At 41.6% G+C, this 23,093-nt stretch carries 25 protein-coding genes, 7 tRNA genes and 1 pseudogene; 29 read left to right on the top strand and 4 right to left on the bottom strand.

What is annotated here, in order from left to right:
• Positions 1-88 precede the first annotated feature (88 nt).
• The 12 genes from alr (at position 89) to MKY18_RS02590 (ending at position 9,404) form a co-directional block, all read left to right on the top strand.
• Entirely contained in the window at positions 89-1,270 is a 1,182-nt protein-coding gene (gene alr, locus MKY18_RS02535; RefSeq protein WP_185108379.1) for an alanine racemase, read from the top strand.
• A 294-nt stretch (positions 1,271-1,564) separates the two neighbouring features.
• On the top strand, positions 1,565-1,846 hold the full coding sequence (locus tag MKY18_RS02540; protein ID WP_003214273.1) for a hypothetical protein: 282 nt from the start codon (positions 1,565-1,567) through the stop codon (positions 1,844-1,846).
• Positions 1,847-1,850: 4 nt separating this feature from the next.
• Positions 1,851-2,201, top strand: coding sequence for a type II toxin-antitoxin system endoribonuclease NdoA (gene ndoA / locus MKY18_RS02545; protein WP_003214169.1), 351 nt, complete (start codon positions 1,851-1,853; stop codon positions 2,199-2,201).
• Positions 2,202-2,315: 114 nt separating this feature from the next.
• Positions 2,316-3,146, top strand: a complete 831-nt coding sequence (locus MKY18_RS02550; protein WP_044140569.1) for an RsbT co-antagonist protein RsbRA — start codon at positions 2,316-2,318, stop codon at positions 3,144-3,146.
• Between the two features lie 4 nt (positions 3,147-3,150).
• Complete coding sequence (gene rsbS / locus MKY18_RS02555) at positions 3,151-3,519, top strand: RsbT antagonist protein RsbS (RefSeq protein WP_003214235.1); 369 nt, start codon at positions 3,151-3,153, stop codon at positions 3,517-3,519.
• A 2-nt stretch (positions 3,520-3,521) separates the two neighbouring features.
• A complete protein-coding gene (locus tag MKY18_RS02560) occupies positions 3,522-3,923 on the top strand; it encodes an anti-sigma regulatory factor (protein WP_003214085.1) in 402 nt (133 codons plus the stop codon).
• Between the two features lie 10 nt (positions 3,924-3,933).
• A complete protein-coding gene (locus MKY18_RS02565; RefSeq protein ID WP_185108382.1) occupies positions 3,934-4,941 on the top strand; it encodes a PP2C family protein-serine/threonine phosphatase in 1,008 nt (335 codons plus the stop codon).
• 59 nt (positions 4,942-5,000) lie between these two features.
• Positions 5,001-5,330 (top strand): anti-sigma factor antagonist, encoded by a 330-nt coding sequence (locus MKY18_RS02570; RefSeq protein WP_044140572.1) that lies wholly within the window; start codon positions 5,001-5,003, stop codon positions 5,328-5,330.
• On the top strand, positions 5,327-5,815 hold the full coding sequence (rsbW, locus tag MKY18_RS02575) for an anti-sigma B factor RsbW (RefSeq protein WP_044140573.1): 489 nt from the start codon (positions 5,327-5,329) through the stop codon (positions 5,813-5,815). Before MKY18_RS02570 ends, rsbW begins: the two co-directional genes overlap by 4 nt.
• Positions 5,781-6,569, top strand: a complete 789-nt coding sequence (gene sigB, locus MKY18_RS02580) for an RNA polymerase sigma factor SigB (RefSeq protein ID WP_012009000.1) — start codon at positions 5,781-5,783, stop codon at positions 6,567-6,569. Before rsbW ends, sigB begins: the two co-directional genes overlap by 35 nt.
• On the top strand, positions 6,569-7,168 hold the full coding sequence (locus tag MKY18_RS02585; protein WP_044140574.1) for a PP2C family serine/threonine-protein phosphatase: 600 nt from the start codon (positions 6,569-6,571) through the stop codon (positions 7,166-7,168). Before sigB ends, MKY18_RS02585 begins: the two co-directional genes overlap by 1 nt.
• A 76-nt stretch (positions 7,169-7,244) precedes the next feature.
• A complete protein-coding gene (locus tag MKY18_RS02590; RefSeq protein WP_185108385.1) occupies positions 7,245-9,404 on the top strand; it encodes a Tex family protein in 2,160 nt (719 codons plus the stop codon).
• Between the two features lie 19 nt (positions 9,405-9,423).
• Here MKY18_RS02590 and cmpA read toward each other — a convergent pair whose 3' ends face one another.
• The gene (gene cmpA / locus MKY18_RS02595; RefSeq protein ID WP_113768720.1) at positions 9,424-9,558 is read right to left on the bottom strand and encodes a cortex morphogenetic protein CmpA; all 135 of its coding nucleotides are present in this window, start codon (positions 9,556-9,558) and stop codon (positions 9,424-9,426) included.
• 99 nt (positions 9,559-9,657) lie between these two features.
• Between cmpA and MKY18_RS02600 the strand changes: the two genes are divergently transcribed.
• From MKY18_RS02600 to MKY18_RS02660, 13 genes are all read left to right on the top strand, one after another.
• Positions 9,658-10,131 carry a SprT family protein gene (locus tag MKY18_RS02600; RefSeq protein ID WP_065097540.1) on the top strand — a complete coding sequence of 158 codons (474 nt, stop codon included), beginning with the start codon at positions 9,658-9,660 and terminating at the stop codon, positions 10,129-10,131.
• A gap of 191 nt (positions 10,132-10,322) precedes the next feature.
• Positions 10,323-11,300: a thiamine pyrophosphate-dependent dehydrogenase E1 component subunit alpha gene (locus MKY18_RS02605; RefSeq protein WP_185108386.1), complete on the top strand. Its 978-nt coding sequence runs from the start codon at positions 10,323-10,325 to the stop codon at positions 11,298-11,300.
• Positions 11,301-11,320: 20 nt separating this feature from the next.
• Positions 11,321-12,358 (top strand): alpha-ketoacid dehydrogenase subunit beta, encoded by a 1,038-nt coding sequence (locus MKY18_RS02610; RefSeq protein WP_185108388.1) that lies wholly within the window; start codon positions 11,321-11,323, stop codon positions 12,356-12,358.
• A gap of 17 nt (positions 12,359-12,375) precedes the next feature.
• A complete protein-coding gene (locus tag MKY18_RS02615) occupies positions 12,376-13,521 on the top strand; it encodes a dihydrolipoamide acetyltransferase family protein (protein ID WP_185108390.1) in 1,146 nt (381 codons plus the stop codon).
• Positions 13,522-13,539: 18 nt separating this feature from the next.
• On the top strand, positions 13,540-14,919 hold the full coding sequence (gene lpdA, locus MKY18_RS02620) for a dihydrolipoyl dehydrogenase (RefSeq protein WP_268507531.1): 1,380 nt from the start codon (positions 13,540-13,542) through the stop codon (positions 14,917-14,919).
• Positions 14,920-15,027: 108 nt separating this feature from the next.
• Positions 15,028-16,875 (top strand): sigma-54-dependent Fis family transcriptional regulator, encoded by a 1,848-nt coding sequence (locus tag MKY18_RS02625; RefSeq protein ID WP_185108394.1) that lies wholly within the window; start codon positions 15,028-15,030, stop codon positions 16,873-16,875.
• 208 nt (positions 16,876-17,083) lie between these two features.
• Positions 17,084-17,158, top strand: a tRNA-Asn gene (locus MKY18_RS02630).
• Between the two features lie 4 nt (positions 17,159-17,162).
• Positions 17,163-17,253, top strand: a tRNA-Ser gene (locus tag MKY18_RS02635).
• Positions 17,254-17,262: 9 nt separating this feature from the next.
• Positions 17,263-17,334 (top strand) — tRNA-Glu (locus MKY18_RS02640).
• Between the two features lie 20 nt (positions 17,335-17,354).
• Positions 17,355-17,429 (top strand) — tRNA-Gln (locus tag MKY18_RS02645).
• 30 nt (positions 17,430-17,459) lie between these two features.
• Positions 17,460-17,535: transfer RNA gene (locus tag MKY18_RS02650), tRNA-Lys, on the top strand.
• A gap of 7 nt (positions 17,536-17,542) precedes the next feature.
• Positions 17,543-17,625: transfer RNA gene (locus MKY18_RS02655), tRNA-Leu, on the top strand.
• A gap of 48 nt (positions 17,626-17,673) precedes the next feature.
• Positions 17,674-17,757 (top strand) — tRNA-Leu (locus MKY18_RS02660).
• Positions 17,758-17,853: 96 nt separating this feature from the next.
• Here the strand turns inward: MKY18_RS02660 and MKY18_RS02665 are convergent.
• Both MKY18_RS02665 and MKY18_RS02670 read right to left on the bottom strand, forming a co-directional pair.
• Positions 17,854-18,198: a hypothetical protein gene (locus MKY18_RS02665; protein ID WP_034620217.1), complete on the bottom strand. Its 345-nt coding sequence runs from the start codon at positions 18,196-18,198 to the stop codon at positions 17,854-17,856.
• Positions 18,199-18,499: 301 nt separating this feature from the next.
• Positions 18,500-19,474 (bottom strand): NAD(P)-dependent alcohol dehydrogenase, encoded by a 975-nt coding sequence (locus tag MKY18_RS02670; protein ID WP_185108411.1) that lies wholly within the window; start codon positions 19,472-19,474, stop codon positions 18,500-18,502.
• 178 nt (positions 19,475-19,652) lie between these two features.
• Here MKY18_RS02670 and MKY18_RS02675 point away from each other — a divergent pair, with 178 nt between their 5' ends.
• The 4 genes and pseudogenes from MKY18_RS02675 to MKY18_RS02690 all read left to right on the top strand — a co-directional run bounded on the left by MKY18_RS02675 (position 19,653) and on the right by MKY18_RS02690 (position 22,133).
• Positions 19,653-19,988, top strand: coding sequence for a helix-turn-helix domain-containing protein (locus tag MKY18_RS02675; protein ID WP_034666063.1), 336 nt, complete (start codon positions 19,653-19,655; stop codon positions 19,986-19,988).
• A gap of 145 nt (positions 19,989-20,133) precedes the next feature.
• Positions 20,134-20,921: pseudogene (locus MKY18_RS02680) on the top strand (alpha/beta hydrolase).
• A 215-nt stretch (positions 20,922-21,136) separates the two neighbouring features.
• Positions 21,137-21,643: a GrpB family protein gene (locus MKY18_RS02685; protein WP_185108413.1), complete on the top strand. Its 507-nt coding sequence runs from the start codon at positions 21,137-21,139 to the stop codon at positions 21,641-21,643.
• A gap of 286 nt (positions 21,644-21,929) precedes the next feature.
• Positions 21,930-22,133, top strand: a complete 204-nt coding sequence (locus MKY18_RS02690) for a cold-shock protein (protein WP_003214229.1) — start codon at positions 21,930-21,932, stop codon at positions 22,131-22,133.
• A 282-nt stretch (positions 22,134-22,415) separates the two neighbouring features.
• Here the strand turns inward: MKY18_RS02690 and MKY18_RS02695 are convergent, their stop codons facing one another.
• Entirely contained in the window at positions 22,416-22,877 is a 462-nt protein-coding gene (locus MKY18_RS02695) for a CarD family transcriptional regulator (protein ID WP_044140588.1), read from the bottom strand.
• Between the last annotated feature and the right edge of the window lie 216 nt (positions 22,878-23,093).

The raw sequence follows: 23,093 nt of genomic DNA on the forward strand, positions 1-23,093 counted from the left end.
GGCTGATTTTCTTTGATTTGTTTCACTTTATTCTTGATTTTTAGTATCATATGAGAGGATTGAATCATTCAATAGGGAAGTGTGACGGATGGACACAAATGCCTTTTATAGAGACACATGGGCAGAAATTAATATATCAGCAATCAAGCATAATGTTTCACATATGAAAGATCATATCGGTCAAAGTGTTCAACTGATGGCTGTGGTGAAAGCCAATGCATATGGACATGGAGATATAGAAGTGGCAAGAGCTGCTCTCAAAGCAGGAGCAGACGTATTAGCCGTCGCCTTTTTAGATGAGGCCGTTTCTTTAAGAAATAAAGGCATCACAGCAAAAATACTTGTACTCGGCGCTGTACCGCCGGAATATGTCAAAGCAGCCGTTCGATACAATGTCATCATGACCGCTTACTCCATCGATTGGCTGAGAGACGTCACCAAAATGGTGAAAGGGCAGATGGGACAACCGATACGTTTTCATTTGAAAATAGACAGCGGAATGAACCGATTAGGTGTGAAAACGATCGAGCAAGTGAACGAAGTGAAAAAGCTTGTCAGCGAGCACTCTTATTTACAGCTGGAAGGCGTATTTACTCACTTTGCGACAGCAGATGAAAAGGATGAAGCCTACTTTGATCGGCAGGTCGACACCTTTCAAACACTGCTTGAGCCGCTTCATACGGACAAGCTGCTCGTTCATTGCGCCAACAGTGCTGCAGCTTTAAGGTTTAAAGACGTTTTGTTTAATATGGTTCGCTTCGGCATCAGTATGTACGGGCTGTCACCGTCTGAAGAAATCAAAGATGAATTGCCTTTCAAGCTCGAAGAAGCCATGTCTCTTCATACAAAGCTTGCCCATGTAAAGCATATTCAAAAGGGTGAGAGTGTCAGCTATGGGGCGACGTATACAGCCAATCAAGATACGTGGATCGGCACGGTTCCAGTCGGCTATGCAGATGGATGGATCAGGAAGCTGGCAGGAACGGAAGTGCTTGTTGGCGGAAAGCGCCGGAAGATCGCAGGAAGGGTTTGTATGGATCAATTCATGATTGAACTGAAAGACAAGCTTCCAGTAGGGGAGCCGGTCGTTTTGATTGGTCAGCAAGGAGAAGACATGGTATCAGTCGATGAAATCGCCAAAAGGCTTGAAACCATTAACTATGAAGTCACTTGCTCGATTGGCCACCGCGTTCCAAGAGTATATATAGAGGACGGCGAAAGAGTGCATGTGCGGAATCCGCTCCTTCAAGGCGGGCCAAGTTTTTTATAAACAACATTCAAAAGAACGATAGTCAAACTGACTTCGTTCTTTTTTATTCGACAAAAGTAGGGTAAACATTCTCCCTTTTTTAGAGATTTTGGAAATACCGTATGATTTTCGGAAAAAAGCGTATAATGGGAAAGAGGAACTCCATTATCATCTTGATTTACGGGTGGCCGAACGCAATATCATCATCTAAAAAAGAAATCATGAAACAGCTTTGCTTGTGCATTGAATAATGGTATGATTAGTCTTGGAATGGATCGATACGGTATCCGTAAGTTTTGTGGAGGTGTATGTTTTTTGTCTGAATCCAGCGCAACAAATGAAATGAAGATTCGACTGCCGGAGGCTTTAATGTCTGAGATCGAACGAGTAGCAGAGCAGGATAAGGTAACAAGAAATGAATTGATCTACCGAGCGACAAAAACGTATATTCGTGAACGTAATATTCGACAAAATCGTGAATCGATGAGACGCGGCTACATGGAGATGGCGAAAATTAATCTGAATATCTCTTCAGAGGCACAATACGCAGAGTTTGAGGCTGAGAATACAGTTGAGCGATTAGTCAGCGGGGGTTAAACATTTGATTGTTAAACGCGGTGATGTTTACTTTGCTGATTTATCTCCTGTTGTTGGCTCCGAGCAGGGCGGGGTTCGCCCGGTATTGGTGATTCAAAATGACATTGGAAATCGCTTTAGCCCGACTGCTATCGTTGCAGCCATAACAGCCCAAATACAAAAAGCGAAATTACCGACTCACGTCGAAATTAATGCAAAGCGCTACGGCTTTGAACGAGATTCTGTCATTCTTTTGGAACAGATTCGTACAATCGATAAACAAAGATTGACAGATAAAATCACACATCTTGATGATGAGATGATGGAGAAGGTTGATGAAGCCTTACAAGTTAGTTTGGCTCTTATTGATTTTTAATATGGTGAGATATGGTTGCTCTACTGGAGCAACTTTTTTTTGTGTTCAATTTTTATTAACGTTATAATGAAGAAAGACTAAAGAAGAGCTTTAAATGTAAGTAGGGGGTAAAACATGTCGAATCATATCGTGTTAGCTTTTGCAAGAAAGCATCAAAAGGAATTAGAAAAAGAGTGGACGGACATTTTAAAACGACTCGGAGAAAAAGAAACGGACATGATGCTGAACGACAAAATGTATGAAACCATCTGTTCGGAATATGTTCAACTAATCATTACATCTCTTTCAGAGGGGTATAGTGAGGATTTTGAAGAAAAAGTGCAAAATTTTGCTTTAAAAATTGTTCAAATGGGTATATCACTTAAGTTACTGGCAAACGGTCTAACGGAAATCCGTACACATTTATATGAAAAAATGAACGATGACAAAGATACAACACAAGAAAGTCATGACCTCATTTGGCAAATCGATCGATTCATCACACCTATCCATAACGAGATCTTAAACCAGTACTCCATCTCATGGGAAAAAACCGTCAGCCTTCAAAAAATGGCGCTGCAGGAACTTTCTGCCCCGCTAATTCCTGTATTTGAGCACATCACCGTCATGCCACTTGTTGGAACAATTGATACAGATCGTGCGAAAAAAATTATGGAGAACCTGCTCAATGGTGTTGTCAAACATCGCTCACAGGTCGTCTTAATTGATATCACGGGTGTACCTGTCGTGGACACAATGGTGGCCCACCATATCATTCAAGCGTCAGAGGCTGTGAGATTAGTAGGAGCGAAGTGTTTACTTGTCGGTATTCGCCCAGAAATAGCCCAAACGATCGTTAACCTTGGAATTGATTTATCACAGGTTACAACAAAGAATACCCTTCAAAAAGGAATTCAAACTGCTTTGGAAATGACAAATCGAAAAATTGTTTCATTGGAGGGATAACCAATTGAGAAATCACCCGAAGATTCCAATCTTAAAACTATATAACTGTCTTCTGATTTCAATACAGTGGGAGCTTGATGATCAAACAGCTCTTCACTTTCAAGAAGACTTACTGAATAAAATTCATGAAACAGGAGCAAACGGTGTTGTCATTGATTTAACATCTGTCGATATGATTGATTCATTTATCGCAAAGGTATTAGGTGATGTGATCACCATGTCCAAGCTCATGGGGGCAAAAGTTGTATTAACAGGAATACAGCCGGCAGTCGCTGTGACGCTTATTGAACTTGGTATATCACTGGAAGAAATTCAGACAGCACTAGATCTTGAACAAGGGCTTGAGACACTGAAGCGGGAATTGGGGGAATAGATATGAAAGACCAATCCTGTGTGAAAATATTGACGGAATGGGATATAGTCGCAGCAAGACAATTGGGGCGCAATGTTGCAAAAGAACTTGGTTTTGGAACAGTTGACCAAGCAAGAATTACGACGGCCATTTCAGAATTAGCTCGAAACATCTATTTATACGCTGGTAAAGGTCAGATTTGTATAGAAGAAGTGATGGAGCGCGGAAAGCGTGGACTCAAGGTCATCGCAGCCGATGAGGGGCCTGGCATCATGGATATACGTAAAGTGATGGAAGACGGATTTTCTACATCAGGCGGACTCGGAGCAGGCTTGCCGGGCGTCAGAAGACTGATGGATGAATTTAAATTAGATTCTGCACCAGAACAAGGAACGGAGATACAAGCTGTTAAGTGGCTTCGCTAGGAGGGAAACCATGGATTTTAAGGAGGTAATGGAGCAGCGGTACCATCAGCTGCTCAGTCGTTATATCAGTGATTTAACTGAAACATCGCTTTATCAAGCTCAAAAATTTAGCCGTAAAACCATTGAGCATCAAATACCTCCTGAAGAAATAGTGAGTGTTCACCGAAAAGTGATTCAGGAGCTTTACCCTGATTTGCCGGAAGATGTTTTTCATTCACTAGACTTCTTAATTGAAGTCATGATTGGGTACGGACTTGCCTATCAGGAACATTTAACACTTAGAGGCATCCAGCAAGAAATTAAATCTGAAATTGAAATTGCTGCAAATGTTCAGCAAACCCTTCTGGAAACGAAAATTCCAGAAGGAGATACGTTCGATATTGGGGCGATCAGTGTACCGGCAAAACAGATGAGTGGAGATTATTACCATTTTGTGACGGATCACGATACGATTAATATTGCGATCGCAGATGTCATTGGAAAGGGAATCCCAGCTGCGCTTTGTATGTCGATGATTAAATATGCGATGGATTCCTTGCCTGAGTCAGGGAGCGGTCCAACTAAAGTGCTGAAAACCCTTAATCGTGTTGTCGAGCAAAACGTAGACCCAAGTATGTTTATCACCATGTTTTATGGCAGTTATAATAAAGAAACGCATGAATTTAAATATGCATCGGCTGGTCATGAGCCGGGCTTTTTCTATTGCAATAAAGAGAACCAATTTTACGATTTAGATGCAAAAGGGCTTGTACTTGGAATCGCACCAGATTTTGATTATAAGCAGTATGAGAAGCATTTGGACATAGGAGATATGGTGATCTTATTCTCTGATGGTGTCACAGAATCTAAGTCGGAGGACGGCTTTTTAGAGCGGGAGGATATCAAAGCGCTTATAGCAGAGCACCTATCCTACTCAGCTCAGGAAATGGTCGATGCTATCTATGCCAGCTTACTCAAGCTACAAGATTTTCAGCTTCACGATGACTTCACTTTACTTGTGCTCAAAAGAAAGGTTTAGAAAGTGAAGATGCGGGTATATAAAATTCTAGGAAACAAGAATTTCGAGGTGAATGCATAATGAATATGACAGTGAAAGAGCATCAAATAGATCAAAAAACGAAAATTAGTGTCAGCGGAGAAATCGATGTGTACTCTGCTCCACAGCTAAGAGAAACACTCATGCCTAAAGCCGAGGCGGGAGAGCATCTTGAAATTTGTTTGAAGGATGTTACGTATATGGATAGTACAGGATTAGGTGTATTTGTTGGGCTGTTTAAAGCGGCTCAAAAAGCAGGTGGAACACTAAAGCTTGAGAACTTGTCAGAACGGCTTGTAAGGTTGTTTGAAATTACTGGACTAAAGGACATCATTGACATTTCTGCAAAGACAGAGGGTGGGGTACAATGAACGAATCAGTAGATCTAATCGAGATGAAAATCCCAGCGAAACCAGAATACGTAGGCATCATCCGCCTGACTCTTTCAGGCGTAGCAAGCCGAATGGGTTATGTTTACGAAGAGATTGAAGATTTAAAAATTGCCGTCAGTGAGGCCTGTACAAATGCAGTTCAGCATGCCTATAAAGGTGAACATGGCGAAGATGGAGAGGTAGCAGTTCGCTTTCTTGTCTATGAGGATCGTCTAGAAATCATTGTTGCTGACAAAGGCGGTAGCTTTGACTTTAAGCAAAAGCAGGAAGGATTAGGGCCTTACACATCTGCTCATACGGTGGATCAATTGGCAGAAGGAGGTCTTGGTTTATACTTAATGCAAACATTGATGGATGAAGTCGAGGTGCAAGCAAACTCCGGAGTTACCGTTGCGATGACAAAGTTTTTAAACAGGGAGCGAGTTGACCATGACACAACCATCCAAAACTATGAAACTAACTAAAGATGAAGTGGATCGCCTTATCCAAAGCTATCAATCCAACCAAGATGAGCAGGCGCAGCTCACGCTGGTCGAATGCTATACAAACTTGGTCGATATGTTGGCAAAAAAATATTCAAAAGGAAAAAGCTTTCATGAGGATCTCAGACAAGTTGGAATGATTGGTTTACTTGGCGCTATTAAGCGATATGACCCACTCGTCGGTAAATCATTTGAAGCCTTTGCCATTCCAACCATCATCGGGGAAATCAAACGCTTTTTACGAGATAAAACATGGAGTGTCCATGTACCAAGGCGGATCAAAGAGCTTGGACCAAGAATCAAGATGGCCGTTGATCATCTAACAACAGAGACGCAAAAATCACCGAAAGTCCAAGAAATTGCAGAGTACCTAGATGTGACAGAGGAAGAAGTACTGGAAACCATGGAGATGGGCAAAAGCTATCAAGCACTGTCTGTTGACCAAGGCGTAGAGGCTGATTCTGAAGGAAGTACAGTCACCATTTTAGACGTTGTCGGCTCACAAGAAGAGGGCTACGAACGTGTAAACCAAAAAATGATGCTTGAGAGTGTGCTTCATGTTCTGACAGATCGAGAAAAAGAGATTATCAACCTGACTTATTTGCAAAATAAGAGTCAGAAAGAAACAGGCGATTTACTAGGGATATCCCAAATGCATGTATCGAGACTGCAACGGAAGGCAGTTAAAAAGCTACGAGATGCATTATCAGAAGATGCGTCTATGGAGCTAGGGTAATGAAGCAGATTGAACAGCACGAGCATGTGAATGCCATTATCTATCAATCGAATAAAGAAGGGAAATCATGCTGCGGGGACAGTTTTTTTATTAAAGCAGATGATGAAGAACTAATTTGTGCTGTGGCAGACGGATTAGGCAGCGGTCAGTTCGCCAATGAATCATCTTCTTTAGTCAGCGAAATTGTCGAAGAATATGGACATGAGGATATGACGACCCTCATCGAAAGATGCAATCAGGCGATGAAAAATAAACGCGGAGCCACAGTTGCGATCTTAAAGGTGAATTTTTCCCAGCAGCAATTTACCTATTGTTCGGTTGGTAATATTCGGTTCATCTTGAATGCCCCTTCTGGCGACTATATTTATCCACTTCCGACATCAGGATACTTATCAGGGAAACCTAGAAAATATAAAACATACACCTATTCCTACGAAAAAGGATCAACATTCATTATGTATTCAGACGGATTGAATGTGCCAAACATGAGAATGTGTTTAAAGCATAGTCATTCAGTTGCAGACATTGCCAAACAACTTGAAACATACACACAAGACAAGAAGGACGATCTCACCTATGTACTTGGTCAGCTCACGTAAAATAGCTGACCTTTTTTCTGTTTTGCCGGTTTTTTTGATACACTAAAAGAGAAGACACAGTGAGGGGATGCAAAGTATGAAGACATCTGACTTTTTATTGAAACAAATTGCAACAGAATTAAAGCTTTCAACAAAACAAATTGAAAGTGTCATCAAGCTCTTAGAGGATGGCAACACCGTCCCGTTTATTGCCCGTTACCGGAAAGAGCAGACAGGCTCACTGGATGAGGTGCAAATTCAAACCATTTCAGAGCGCTATACATATATCCAAAATGTCATGAACCGAAAAGAAGAAGTCATCCGATTAATCGCAGAACAAGACAAACTGACGGATGAATTAAAACAAAAAATTGAGCAGGCTCATAAACTGCAAGAGGTCGAAGATTTATACCGGCCATTCAAACAAAAACGTAAAACAAAAGCAAATGTAGCCAAAGCAAAAGGGCTCGAGCCGCTGGCTGAATATGTACTCACGCTACCAAACGATGAGATCGAGAAGAAGGCCGCTTCTTTTATCAACGAAGAAAAGGAAGTAACAAGTGTAGAAGAGGCACTGGAAGGCGCGCAGCACATCATTGCTGAACAGCTGGCAGATGATCCTGATATGCGGAAATGGATTCGCAGCGAAACGTACCAAAAGGGCAGTCTAGTCACATCAGGAAAAGACATCGAAAGCGATGAAAAAAATGTCTATGAAATGTATTACGATTATCAAGAGCCCATCAAAAAGATAGTGCCTCACCGTGTACTAGCGGTTAATCGTGGAGAGAAAGAAGGCATCTTAAAGGCAGCCATCGAGCCACCTGCTGAAAATATTCGTTTCTATCTCGACAAACAAGTCATAAAAGGCAAACAGACGACGGCGAGACCGTTTATCGAAGCGGCAATTGACGATGCGTATAAACGCCTCATTCAGCCTTCCATCGAACGAGAAATACGCAAAGAGCTGACAGAAAAAGCAGAAGAACAAGCGATTCATATTTTTGCTGAAAACTTAAGAAAACTACTACTTCAGCCGCCGATGAAAGGGAAACGTGTACTTGGAGTGGACCCTGCGTTTCGTACAGGCTGTAAATTAGCCGTCGTGGATGATACGGGCAAAGTCCATCATATCGGCGTCATTTACCCGCATCCGCCTGTGCAGAAAAAAGCGGAAGCCAAACAAAAAGTGAAAGAGATCATTCAATCGTCAAATATTGAAGTCATTGCGATTGGAAACGGAACAGCCTCAAGAGAGACTGAACAATTCATTGCAGACCTCATTCAAGAGTTGGATCAGCCGGTCTCCTATTTGATCGTGAATGAAGCAGGAGCAAGCGTATACTCTGCGTCTGCACTGGCGCGAGAAGAGTTTCCAGACCTGCAAGTCGAAGAACGAAGCGCCATATCCATTGCTCGAAGATTACAAGATCCTTTAGCAGAGCTCGTGAAAATTGATCCGAAGTCTGTCGGAGTGGGCCAATACCAGCATGACGTGAGCCAAAAGCAATTAAACAGCTCGTTAACCTTCGTGGTAGAGACGGTCGTCAACCAAGTCGGTGTGAACGTCAATACGGCCTCACAGGCGCTGCTGCAATATGTGTCAGGTCTTTCAAAAGCCGTCGCAGGGAATATCATCAAGCGCCGCGAAGAGATTGGGAGATTCACAAGCAGAAAAGAGCTAAAGGACATTCCAAGACTTGGGGCAAAGACTTATGAGCAGTGTATCGGTTTCCTGCGCATCGCAGATGGACAAGATCCACTTGATCGGACAGGTATTCACCCAGAGAGCTATAAAGAAACAAAACAGTTCTTACGCATGATCAAGATGACACCAAATGATCTTGGCACAGAGCAATTAAAGGAGAAAATCGCAGAGGTCAAACTGGATGAAGCAGCAGAGCAGCTTGATATTGGTATCATTACACTTCAGGACATCATCGATCAGCTGACAAGACCCGAGCGTGATCCGCGCGATGAAGTACCAAAACCTCTTTTAAAAACAGATGTGTTGAAATTGGAGGACTTGAAGCAAGGAATGGAGCTGCAAGGAACGGTAAGAAACGTCGTAGACTTCGGCGCATTCGTTGATATTGGTGTAAAACAGGACGGGCTTGTCCATATTTCTAAGCTCAGCAGCCGTTTTGTGAAGCATCCGCTTGACGTTGTATCAGTTGGTGACATTGTGACTGTATGGGTGGACTCCGTTGAACAGGTAAAAGGCCGCGTTGCCCTCTCCATGCTGAAACCAGAGTAAACAAAAAACGAGGCGCACCTTAGGATGGGGTGTGCCTTGATGTGACTGAATTTTTTTTTCTGTAGAAGTACCAGCATTGATTCAGCAACTTGATTTGGTAATGATTTTTTTCGAAAAAAGCCTTCTGCATCTGATTTTTCAGCCAGTTGGGCATCGCCCATTCCTCCTTTGATCAAAACAGTGGGTGTACCTTCAATGTATGCAAAGGGGAAATTGTCCTGTTCGATGTTTTTATAGAAAGGAACGATCTTGATTGAAGGAGAGCGAGTTACAGCAGTTAACAGAGCATATTTCTGAGCATTTCTTTGGTAAGGCATTCCGCCATCAGGCTGTTTTTAATGACCGTCTCAAAACGACAGGCGGGCGATATTTACTTGGTACACACAATATCGAACTGAACCGCCGATACCTAGAGGAACATGGACGAGAAGAATTAATCGGGATCATTAAGCATGAGCTGTGTCATTATCATCTGCATCTTGAGGGGAAAGGCTATCAGCATCGTGACCGTTCCTTTAAAGAGTTATTAAAACAAGTAGGAGCCCCGCGTTTTTGTACACCGCTAAAGACCGTACAAAATAAACGGCGTGTACAGAAACGGCATGAATATGTCTGCACAGGATGCGGTCAGTATTTTATCAGGAAAAGACGGTTTGATACCTCTCGTTATGTGTGCGGCGTCTGCAAAGGAAAATTAAAATGGAAGCGTACAATCGGTTCAGAGTGATAAGCATTCCTTTAGGGATGCTTTTTTTGTGAGATGAAGTAGACACATTGAGACAAATAGAGACGCAAGTCTCATTTTGTCTCTTTTTTGATCGATGTGAATCGCTCAAAGCCTAGGCTTTCAAGCGCCATGATGTTGGCACGCTTTTTGCTTGTATAGAAGTGCAAGCAAAAAAGATAGGAGGTTTTATCATGGAAATGGCACTCACAAAAGAAAAAGCCGTTTGGATGTATCAAAAAATGCAGGAAATCCGCCAATTTGAAGATCAAGTACACACGCTTTTTACAAAAGGGATCTTGCCAGGTTTTGTCCATCTTTATGCTGGTGAAGAAGCTGTTGCTGTCGGAGTCTGCGCTCATCTGAATGAACAAGACAGTATTACAAGTACTCACCGTGGCCACGGTCATTGTATCGCTAAGGGCTGTGATCTAAAAGGAATGATGGCAGAAATCTATGGAAAAGCCACAGGCCTTTGTAAAGGAAAAGGTGGATCTATGCACATTGCAGATTTTGATAAAGGAATGCTCGGTGCCAACGGAATTGTTGGAGGCGGCTTTCCACTTGCGTGCGGGGCAGCCCTCACAGCTAAATATAAAAAGACAGATAATGTAAGCGTTTGCTTTTTTGGGGATGGTGCAAACAATCAAGGGACTTTTCACGAAGGAATCAACCTCGCCGCTATCTGGAAACTGCCAGTCATTTTCATCGCAGAAAACAATGGTTACGGGGAAGCGACGCCATTTTCCTATGCTTCAAGCTGCAAATCGATTGTGGATCGAGCCGCCAGTTATGGTATTCCGGGTATTCAAGTAGATGGAAAAGATGTGACAGCCGTTTATCAAGCAGCAGAACAAGCGATAGAACGAGCAAAAAATGGAGAAGGTCCGACATTGATTGAATGCATGACATATCGGAATTATGGTCATTTTGAAGGAGACGCCCAGCGCTACAAAACAAGCCAAGAAAAAACAGAACACCAAGAAGAGAAAGATGCCATCACGCTTTTTAAAAATGAATTATTAAAGGAGCAGCTGCTGACGGATCAAGAGATATCAAGTATTGAAGCGGCTGTAGCAGAAGCGATAGATGAAGCGGTTAGATTCAGTGAAGAAAGTGAATATCCAGATCAATCCGAATTATTGACCGACGTGTATGTTTCGTATCAATAAATCAGAAAGGGGAGAGGGAAATGACAAGAGAAATCAGCATGTCTAGTGCTTTGAATGAAGCGATTAAACTGGCGATGAGAAGAGACGAAGATGTCATTTTAATGGGAGAAGATGTTGCGGGAGGCGCTCATGTAGATCACTTACAGGATGATGAAGCATGGGGCGGTGTTCTTGGTGTAACGAAAGGAATCGTACAGGAATTTGGACGTGAGCGTGTCCTTGACACACCGATTAGTGAAGCTGGATATGTTGGTGCGGCTATGGCAGCTGCGTCAACAGGGCTAAGACCAATTGCGGAGCTTATGTTTAATGATTTTATCGGTACTTGTCTGGACCAAGTCCTGAATCAAGGCGCAAAATTTCGATACATGTTTGGCGGAAAAGCAGAGGTGCCAATCACAATTAGAACGACACATGGGGCGGGTTTTAGAGCAGCGGCCCAGCATTCGCAAAGTTTGTATGCACTATTTACAAGCATCCCTGGTTTGAAAGTAGTTGTGCCTTCTTCACCATATGATGCCAAAGGGCTGCTGCTGGCAGCCATCGAGGATCAGGACCCTGTCATCTTTTTTGAAGACAAGACGCTTTACAATATCACAGGAGATGTGCCGGAGAGGTATTACACACTGCCGCTTGGTAAAGCAGATGTGAAGAGAGAAGGATCTGATGTAACAATCTTTGCAGTAGGCAAACAAGTGCATACAGCACTCGAAGCAGCAGAAGAGTTAGCTGCTCAAGGTATTGAAGCGGAAGTGATTGATCCAAGAAGCTTGTCGCCGCTCGATGAAGAGGCCCTTCTGACTTCAGTAGAAAAAACAAATCGACTTGTCATTGTCGATGAAGCAAATCCAAGGTGCGGAATTGCCGCAGATATCTCTTCTTTGATTGCAGATAAAGGATTTGATTTACTTGATGCTCCAATCAAAAAAGTGACGGCTCCTCATACACCGGTACCATTTTCACCACCTCTTGAAGATATATATCTGCCAACACCTGATAAAGTTGTGAACACTGTATTAGAGATGATTGGCAAGAGTCATGAGAAGATCTTGAACTAAAGAAAGGAGAGAGGGAGATGGCTGTCGAAGTTGTGATGCCTAAATTGGGCATGTCGATGAAAGAAGGAACGGTATCTGTCTGGAATAAGGAGGTTGGTGAGACCGTAAATAAAGGAGAAAGCATTGCAAGCATCAACTCCGAAAAAATTGAAATGGAGATCGAATCACCTGCTGAAGGAACCATATTGGATATAAAAGTGTCAGAGGGAGAAGGTGTACCGCCTGGCACGGTCATCTGCTATATCGGTGAAGGAAATGAACAAGTGGAGGAAAAGAAAGCTAGAGACAACCAGTCAAAACCAAAGAAAGAGAGAAAGAAAATCTCACCTGTTGCCCGTAAAATGGCGAATAGCGCAAACCTAGACATTGATACGCTCGTGGGGACAGGACCAGGTGGAAGAATTACGAAAGAGGATGTGCTTCATGCGCTTCCTGAACGGGAAGAGAAAAAACAAGAAGAGAAAAAACAAAATGAGACAGAGCATCAGCCTATTAACATGATGCGGAAAACAATTGCCTCAAGAATGATGGAGAGCCTGCAAACAAGTGCACAATTAACCATTACGATGAAAGCGGACGTGACACAACTTACAAACTTACAACAACAGCTAAATGGAACAGCCATAGCACGTTACGATACAAAGTTGACCATCACCGATTTTGTAGCCAAAGCAGCGATCCTTTCGTTGTTAGAACATCCTGCGATGAACAGTCAATATCATAACGGAGTTGTGGAAACCTTTGAGAATGTTCATCTTGGGATTGCTGCTGCGTTAGATAACGGATTGGCTGTACCGGTCATTCAGCATGCGGAGCGGTTAACGCTGATAGAGCTAGCGAAGAGCATTAAATTTTATGGCCAAAAAGCACGTGAAGGAAAGCTTCTCCATGATGAAATCCAAGGTTCGACCTTTACATTGACCAATCTTGGAGCCTATGGTGTAGAGCATTTCACACCAATTTTGAATCCGCCGGAAGCGGGTATCCTGGGCGTCGGAACAATGTATGACACCCCGGTTTATCGAGATGATGAATTGTGCAAAGGGACCATCCTGCCTCTCAGTCTTACGTTTGATCACCGCGTGCTGGACGGAGCGCCGGCGTCCGCATTTTTATCAACGGTCAAAGCACATTTAGAAGAACCAATATCCACTCTTTTATAGGAAGGAGGTGAACGTACCATGACACTGGTCATTATAGGAGGCGGACCAGCAGGTTATGTGGCGGCCATAACAGCCGCCCGTTTCGGCAGGGAGGTTGTGTTAATTGATCAAGGTCAGCTGGGGGGGACCTGCCTCAATGAAGGCTGTATTCCGACCAAAGCACTTTTGCAAAGCGCCGATATGTATGAGCATGTGAAATCGGCTGGACATTTTGGAATTGAGCTTCCAGAACATGAGCCTATCATCCAATGGAATGCTGTCCAAAAACGGAAGCAGTCTGTCGTCAAGCAGCTCACTGATGGTGTTCGCTACTTGATGAATAAAAACAAAGTTACCGTGGTGAATGGGAAGGCTTCATTTCTATCAGCACATGAGCTATTGATAGAAAGTGAAGGGAAGTCTGACATCATTCAAGCAAAACAAATCATTATTGCATCAGGGGCAGCGCCTGCTGCTTTACCTTTTGCACCTTTTGATGGCGAATGGATCATTCACAGCAAGGATGCCATGTCACTTTCTTCAATACCAAATTCGCTTTGCATCATTGGGGGCGGGGTGATCGGCTGTGAGTTTGCGAGCATCTTTAGCAGAATGGGATCAAAGGTTGTCATGGTTGAACGGGCAGTGCACATTTTACCTGAAGAAGATCGTGATACAGCACAATGTCTTCACGATGAGCTCGAAGAAACGGGTGTAGACATTTTGACGTCCGCCGCAGTCAAACAGCTTAATTCCTCTTCAAGAAAAGTAGTGGTGGAGAATAATCAAGGAGAGCGGTGTGAAATTCAGTCGGATCTTTGCTTAGTGGCCATTGGCAGAAATCCGCAGCTTGGAGAATTGAATCTTGATCAGGTTGGTATTGATTTTGATAGAAACGGCATCTACGTCAATGAACATATGCAAACCAATCACCCGCATATCTATGCGTGCGGTGATGTAACAGGTGGGGTCCAGCTTGCTCATGCTGCTTTTCATGAAGGAACGGTTGCGGCATCCCATGCATCAGGTGAACATGTAAAGATGAATGAGCAAGTGATTCCGAGGTGCATCTACACCTCTCCAGAAATCGCCAGTGTTGGTTTAAATGAAGAGAGTGCTAGAAAACAATATGAGGAGATTCGGATAGGGACATGTGCATTTTCTGCAAATGGAAAAGCATTAATCTTAAATCAACCAGCCGGTCACGTAAAGGTCATTGTAGAACCGCAATATCAAGAAATATTAGGTGTTTCAATCATCGGACCAAATGCAACAGAACTGATTGGACAAGCGGCGGTGATGATGCATACAGAGCTGACCGCTGATACTTTAGAGCAGTTTATTGCGGCACATCCGACACTTTCAGAGGCGATACACGAAGCCTTGCTGCAAACCATTGGACGAGCGGTACACTGCTGAAAAAGGCTTCTTTTCTATCCGATTGACTTCTTGGGTTAGCTAATGATAATTGAAAGCGCTTTTATAATTATCTATAATGAATAAAAAGCCCCTAGAGGAGAGGATGGAATGAATCCGACGCCTTGTTATTTAAATACGTGGAAACGTTTTGTTCGTGAAGGTTTGCTTGATCAGTCTCGTCTGAATAAGAGAGTGGTGGAATCATGGCACAGGTGTAAACAGGCAAATGTGAATCCGTATTTAGATAAAGGACAGTCGTTGTTAGAAAAGGAAAGATTCAGTGCCCAAAAAAAGAAATATTCATTATTCCTAAATGCGGCTCTCCCTTACTTAAATAAAATTAGTCAGCAATTAAAAGAATCTGACATGCTGGCCTTACTCATCGATGCAGACGGTTATGTGCTAAGTCTGACAGGAAGCGAAAGAACGATGGTGGAAGCAAGAAGAATTAATTTTATGGAGGGTTCGCGCTGGACCGAAACTGATGTAGGGACAAATGCGATCGGAACGGCACTCGTCATCGGAGAAGCGGTGACGATCAATGGAACTGAGCATTTTTCTATCGCCTCTCACCATTGGAGTTGTTCAGCCGCTCCTATTCGCGATGCAGACGGTACAATCATAGGGGTGATTGACATCTCCTGTATGACGGATAACAAGCACCCTTTTATGCTTGGAATGGCTTCAACGGTTGCTTATGCCATCGAGAGAGAAATTCAAGTCCAGCAAAAAAGGAGGGAGATGGAGCTAATCACTCACTGTCTCCAGCAGGTGGAAGCAGACGAACCGTATGTGGTCTGTAATGAAAAAAAGCAAATTGTTTCTGCCAGCAGGTCGATTAGAGAACGATTTTCAGACTGGTATGGAATGGATGTCGAGCGGCTTAAGGATCATCCATTTGTTATCAGAGGAAAGCAGATCATTCAATCAGAGCAAGATGGAAAGATGCTAGGTATATCCCTTTCCCTTGAAGAAGCAGCGAAAAGCAGCATAACCGTTTCTTTTGCTCAATTTCCCGGGGAATCCGGAACAAGTAAGGTATTTCAACAGACGCTCAGCGAAATGAAACGAGCGGCACAAACAGATGCAAATGTATATATTTGGGGAGAAACAGGTACAGGAAAGGAACTGGCCGCTAGAGCTATTCACTCTGCCAGTGAAAGGCATAGAGGGCCGTTTATTGCTGTTAATTGCGGAGCCATTCCTGAAAGCCTTTTAGAAAGCGAATTATTTGGCTATGCTGAAGGGGCTTTTACAGGGGCAAAACGTCACGGAGCTAAAGGGAAATTTGAACAAGCTCATAAAGGAACACTCTTTTTAGACGAAATTGGCGAAATCCCATATGCGATGCAAGTAGCGCTTCTTAGGGTGATAGAAGAAAGGGCAGTCGTACCGCTTGGCGGGACACACGAAATCCCTTTGGATATTCGAATCATTACAGCGACTCACCGTAATATGAACGAACTGCTGAAGGAAGGAAAAATACGAGAAGACTTATATTACCGACTTCATGTCTATCCAATCAACATCCCGCCGCTTAGAGAAAGAAAAGAAGACATTCATGGTTTATATCGCTATTATCAAAAGAAGCACCACTGGCATGCGGCGTTTCCTGAATCATTTTTTCAGAAATTACAGGAGTATCATTGGCCAGGAAACATACGAGAGCTTTTTAACCTATTTGAACATCTAAGGGTCCTCTTTCCGCAAGGCGGATGGATTGGTGAATCGCAATATGCTTCAGTATTAGAGGCGATTGATCAGAAAAAGCAGAAGCTGTATCCAGCAGAGTGTACTGAAACTCCAAAAGAACTCACATTCAGGGAACGCATTCAAAAGCAAACAGTGATAGAAGCACTGCATAAAACAAAAGGTCATGTGTCAGAAGCAGCGAGGCTAGCAGGAGTGCCAAGAAGTACTTTTTATAAATGGATGAGAAAGTTTCATCTGTCTTAATCTCATGGAAGGCTGCATCAAGGCCCTTGGTCTACGTGAAGAGGTCGGGGGCTTTATGCCAAGTAAACAAATGGCATGGAAAAAGGCTTGACTGTTATATTAGTATATGTTAAATTATAAAAGCCGTCGCAAATGAAGCAGGGATGAAACGCTTAAAAATTCTTGACACATTTTTCTGGCATATATATAATGAAACATGTCTTATTATTCCGCAGTAGCTCAGTGGTAGAGCTATCGGCTGTTAACCGATCGGTCGTAGGTTCGAGTCCTACCTGCGGAGCCATAATGGAGAAGTACTCAAGTGGCTGAAGAGGCGCCCCTGCTAAGGGTGTAGGTCGCGCGAGCGGCGCGAGGGTTCAAATCCCTCCTTCTCCGCCATTATTTTATGGCCCGTTGGTCAAGCGGTTAAGACACCGCCCTTTCACGGCGGTAACACGGGTTCGAATCCCGTACGGGTCATGTTTTGTTTTTTGATTCGTTGGGCTATAGCCAAGCGGTAAGGCAACGGACTTTGACTCCGTCATGCGTTGGTTCGAATCCAGCTAGCCCAGCCATTTTTTTATATGTTTTTCTGCATAGCAGATGAGCCATTAGCTCAGTTGGTAGAGCATCTGACTTTTAATCAGAGGGTCGAAGGTTCGAGTCCTTCATGGCTCACCATTGTCACGCGGGTGTGGCGGAATTGGCAGACGCGCTAGACTTAGGATCTAGTGTCTTTATGACGTGGGGGTTCAAGTCCCTTCACCCGCATTGTTTTTTCAAACAGTGCACTTATGAATATATGAGCACATCATACACGCGGTCGTGGCGGAATGGCAGACGCGCTAGGTTGAGGGCCTAGTGGGTGAATAACCCGTGGAGGTTCAAGTCCTCTCGGCCGCATCTAAGAAACCAAAGGTGGTAAACCTTTGGTTTTTTAATTTTTTATCACTTTTAAATGAATTTGTCCATTTACCTTAAGTAAGTGGACTTTTTTAATTATCGAGGTTCAACTGTAATCTTAAAAATGACGTAATTATCGTTTATATCATAGGCATAAACCAACGCCGTGCCCAGTGATGAGTAAGAAGATACGACACCACTAGAACTAATGCTAATAAGGTGACTGCCAGAGATGATTTCCCATCTTGTATAGCCATACAGCAATCCAACGTTTGAGTTTCTTAGCATATGGAAATCGACCGTTCCAATTTCATTTGTAGGCTTTGCTATATTGTGAATTTTTGCAGGTTCTTGCGCAGAAGCTTGATTTGTTAAAGCTGGAAGAGCTAATGAAGAAATTGATAATACTGAAACAATTAATCCCTTGTAAAGTTTATTCATAATACTTCCCCCTCAGTTTGGTTTTATTACAAATTCATCATAACATGTAAAATATTTGAATTGTATGGATGTCGAGTATATTTCGAAATTTAACATTCTTCAAGGTCTGTATTTAAAAGAAGATAAGCATTTGTTAGACCGATGTTTTGGGTTCTTAAAAAGTAGGAAAATGTATAGTGATATTGAAGACTTTGCATTAGAAGCAGCTGAATACTTTAGAAGAGCTGGAAGATTTGAAATGGCTACCAAGCATGTACCTCTTACAACAGAAAAATTGAATAATGTCATGTCATTTGATGGTTTATTTGTTATCAAGTAAATTTATGATACGTTTTCCTCGTCCACCTCCAGTTTCTAAGGAATGATGAGCTTTGGCAACATCAGATAAAAGATAAATGCTATCAACAACTGGTCTGACCTTGTTGGAATCTACATAAGATGCTAATTCTTTTAAAAGTTCATTTTTGGGGTTTGCGCTGAATGTGCGAACTCTACGAGAACCGAAAGTAGTTGAAGCTAATATATATATGAAAGACGAAAAACTAGGAAATCCAATAGTAACCATTCTTCCGTTCTTTGTAAGCAGGCGCCTATAATGTTTGAGGTCAGTTCCAACTGTGTCCATGACTACATCAAACTTTTTAAGATCAGTAGGATACGTCTTTTTATAATCAAGTACTTCGTCTGCACCTAGCTCTTGAAGAAAAGTGAGATGTTTTTCGTTTGCAAGAGCAGTTACATGAGCACCTAACATTTTTCCAATTTGAATCGCAATGCTTCCGACTCCTCCACTTGCACCACGTACAAGTAAATTTTCGCCTCTTCTAAGTTTAGCTTGATATTTTAAGGCAATAATTGCAGTAGCACCTACGCCAGGCAATGCCGCGGCTTGTATGAGATCAATCTTTGTAGGAGTTTTAGATATTTTCTCAGGTGATATAGCTACATATTCAGCGGCACTACCAATTTGGCTCCTGATATTCATAGGAAGAACTCCCCACACTTTATCACCTAATTGATAACTTTTTACGTTCAATCCTACTTCAACAACCTCTCCAGAAAAATCTGCCCCTGTCCCTTTAGGGAATTGATTACCCGTTAATAGTTTCAACTTGCCTGATCGAAACAGCGTATCCATAGAGTTTACACTCGACCCATGTACACGAATGAGTACTTCTCCAGACTCTATAACAGGTTTTGATATAGAATCTTCAAAAAGAACATTCGGTGATCCATAATTAGTGTATTGTGCAGCGCGCATCTGTTCATTTTTCATTTACTCACTCCATCTCCTTGAAAAAGTATTGACTTGAAGGGTTTTTATAATCAATTTGGCTCTCTAATACATGGATGACACGGTTTACATATTTGATTATAATAAATGGAATTGATTTAACAAGTACGCAATATAAACTGCTTAAGGAAGGAAAAACTGACTAAGGGGTGGATAAAATATGACTGAAAGTGAGCTGAATAAAGCGATAGCTCCAGCGAGTTATGCATTAAATATATTAGCGGGAAAATGGAATTTAAAAATCTTAGCTGTACTATGTAGTTACAAGGAGATTCGATATAATGAGTTAAAGCGTAAAGTGTATGGAATTACAGGAACAATGCTCAATCAATCATTAAAGGACCTGATTGAAAACGGAATTGTTCAACGAGTTCAGTATAATGAAGTTCCATCAAGAGTAGAATATTCATTGACTGGGGCAGGACTAGAGCTGATCCCTATATTTGAACAACTTCTTTTATGGGGCGAAAACCAATTAGAAAAATCAAAGTCATAATAAAATCCATCTACGTGAGAAATTCGTTAGGGAATCATAGCATAGCTTCCTAACAAAGATTTTATTCACTTTAAGCTATGTTGAAGAAAAACAACAAAAAATCTTGAGATTACTAGGGAAGCGCTAGAAAAGGGGATGCAAATACATGTCAATTTATCATAAAGTCATTGGAGAAGGATTTCCGATCGTTATATTGCATGGTTGGACACTTGACCATCAAGTGATGTTACATGCATTTGAACCGGTATTTGAAAAACAAAGCGGTTGGAAGAGAATATACATAGACTTACCGGGTATGGGACGTTCCGAGCCGCATCCATCTATTCAGAATTCTGATGATATGTTAGAAGCGGTATTGCGTCTTTTGGACGAAATTATCCCTGATGAACAGTTTATTGTTTGTGGTTATTCGTATGGAGGGTACATAGCTAGAGGTATTGTTCATTCACGCCTAGAAACCGTTCGTGGATTACTACTTGTGGCCCCAATGACTATACCTGTATTCGATCAAAGAGTCGTGCCAGAGAAGACCGTTATAAAAGCAGCTTGATATCACAACTCTCTCCAGAGGAGACGGATGAATTTTGCTCCATGGCAGTTGTGCAAGGAAAACCGGAATGGGAGAGGTTTCGAGATGAAATTTACCTTCCTTCTAAACAAACAAATCATGAATTCATCAATAACATTCTTCAAAATGGATATGGCTATACCTTCGACATTTCATCTGAATTTCAGTATCCCACGCTCATTATCACAGGGCGTCAAGACAATGTAGTTGGATATCACGATGCGTGGCGGCTGATCGAAGACTATCCAAGGGCAACCTTTGGAGTGCTTGATATGGCTGGCCACAACCTGCAAATCGAACAACCCGATGTATTTAACTCACTAGTCCATAACTGGTTAAACAGACTTGAGTCGAAAAATATGTAGTTGTACACCTTTGTATAAATAGAAAATTTCTTGATTCGGGTTCGTGGCTGTATTAATGATTTTTATAGTTTCTGAACGAAAAAGTCCACTCATCTTATGTGAGTGGGCTTTTTGTATGAGTTATCATATAATAAATGTCATTCTAATCGATCGAAAGGCTTCAAACTATTGAAATTTCCAACTAAACAACGAAATAATAAGGAGGGGTGGAGCTTATGCTTGGTTTACCAAGAGGGGAAGTTTTTTTAGTTCCTTGGTCTGCTGAATGGGGCAAAGAATTTGAAAGGGAAAAGAAACGAATAGTAGAGGTCATTGGGCAGTGCACGGTGAATGTGCATCATATTGGAAGTACAGCAGTAAATGGTTTGAGTGCGAAACCCATTATAGATATTGCGATTGAAATAGATTGTTTTCTTGACGGGAAACAGTGTGTAACAGCTTTGCAAGAGCTTGGTTATTCATATAGAGGAATCAATGTATTACCTGAAAGACACTATTTCAACAAAGGAGAACCACGTACACACCAAATCCATATGTATCAAACAGGCAATAGGTATTTACTTGAACAGTTAAATTTCAGGGATTATTTAAGAAGTAACGAATTAGTGAGAAATGAGTACGAGCAGCTCAAACTGAACCTATCAAGTTTAAATAAAAAAGACAAACACAAATATGCCGAGGGAAAAACTAACTTTGTTCAGTCAATTTTAGAGAGAATTTAGATAAAGATTGCTTTTCGTGCTGAAAATAACATATTTTATGCGCAAATGATTGAACATAGCTAAATGAACGTTTCATCATTAAATCCCTGTATTATTTGTGTTACCATAGCACATTTTGTGCTCTTTTAAATCCTAAATTGCAATTATTTCCGAATCATGTTACAATAAGATTAATTATTTTTGTTCGGCGTAAAGGATAGCATGAAGAAAGACTTTTCGTCTTGAGGATACTTTGGGCAAGGATAGTATAATACATTGTGTGATAACGCACTAGGAGGCAACAAACATGGAACAAGGTACAGTAAAATGGTTTAACGCAGAAAAAGGTTTTGGATTTATCGAACGTGAAGAAGGAGACGATGTATTCGTACATTTCTCAGCTATCCAAGGTGACGGATTCAAATCTTTAGACGAAGGTCAAAAAGTAACTTTTGACGTAGAGCAAGGTTCTCGTGGAGCTCAAGCTGCTAACGTTCAAAAAACTGCTTAATCTTCATTTTTATAAAACAGGTTCTCTGTAGAGAGCCTGTTTTTTTTGTGCTTTCATTTATTTCTTCAATAAAAAACCCTACTCAGCGTACAAGTAGGGAGATGTTACAAGGTAATCGTAAAAAAATTCATGCTTCAAAGGTTTATCAACAGTATAGCATATTGGATTTACAATATGCGGAATTTGCCTAAATAAATTCTTTTTTCTTTCATTAATTGAAGGGTGGATCAGAGAACTTGAATTCAAAAATGGTGAGGGATGCCCAAAAGAGCGGCAGAGTTCTTAACAGAAACTTTTGATTTGTTTTTCTGTAATCCCTTCGATGACCTCTAATTCACTTAGCAAAAATTCATGGGCATCATCTAGCATTTTCTTTTCACTTGCATTTAGTGCTTTCTCTTTTTTCATACGCATCAGGTCACGTACAACTTCAGCACCGTCTTGGATGCTACCCGTTTTTATTTTGTTTGTATTAATTGTATGCCGTTCTTTCCATGTCGGTATTTGAACTGATTCGCCATGCTGGAAAATGTCCATCACATTGTTTAATGCCAGTATATCTGTAACAGGTCTAATGCGTGAACCCGATATTTTCCGTGTTGGAATCATCACTTTCATATGACTGATTGACATATTAATCACATAATACTGTTGTTTTTCATCAGAAAATTCTTTTTCTTCTATGGCTTCAATTATACCTGCTCCGTGCATTGGATAAACAATGTTATCACCAATTTGAAACATATCATCCGCCTCCATATCATGTATCTACTTTAAGGGTACCACACTTAGGGGTAAAATAATCAAATTTTTAATAATAACATGTTTATTTATTTTTTGTCAATAAATTTAGTTCTAAAAAAAAGAGATTATTTCATGAAAATGTTGGATGATTTTTGAACTTATCCTCTAGAATCTCACTACAAGAAAAACAGGAAATCCACCATTAAAAAAGACCAG

Origin of the sequence: Bacillus sp. FSL R7-0672, from assembly GCF_038601465.1 — a bacterium.
Lineage (GTDB): Bacteria > Bacillota > Bacilli > Bacillales > Bacillaceae > Bacillus > Bacillus pumilus.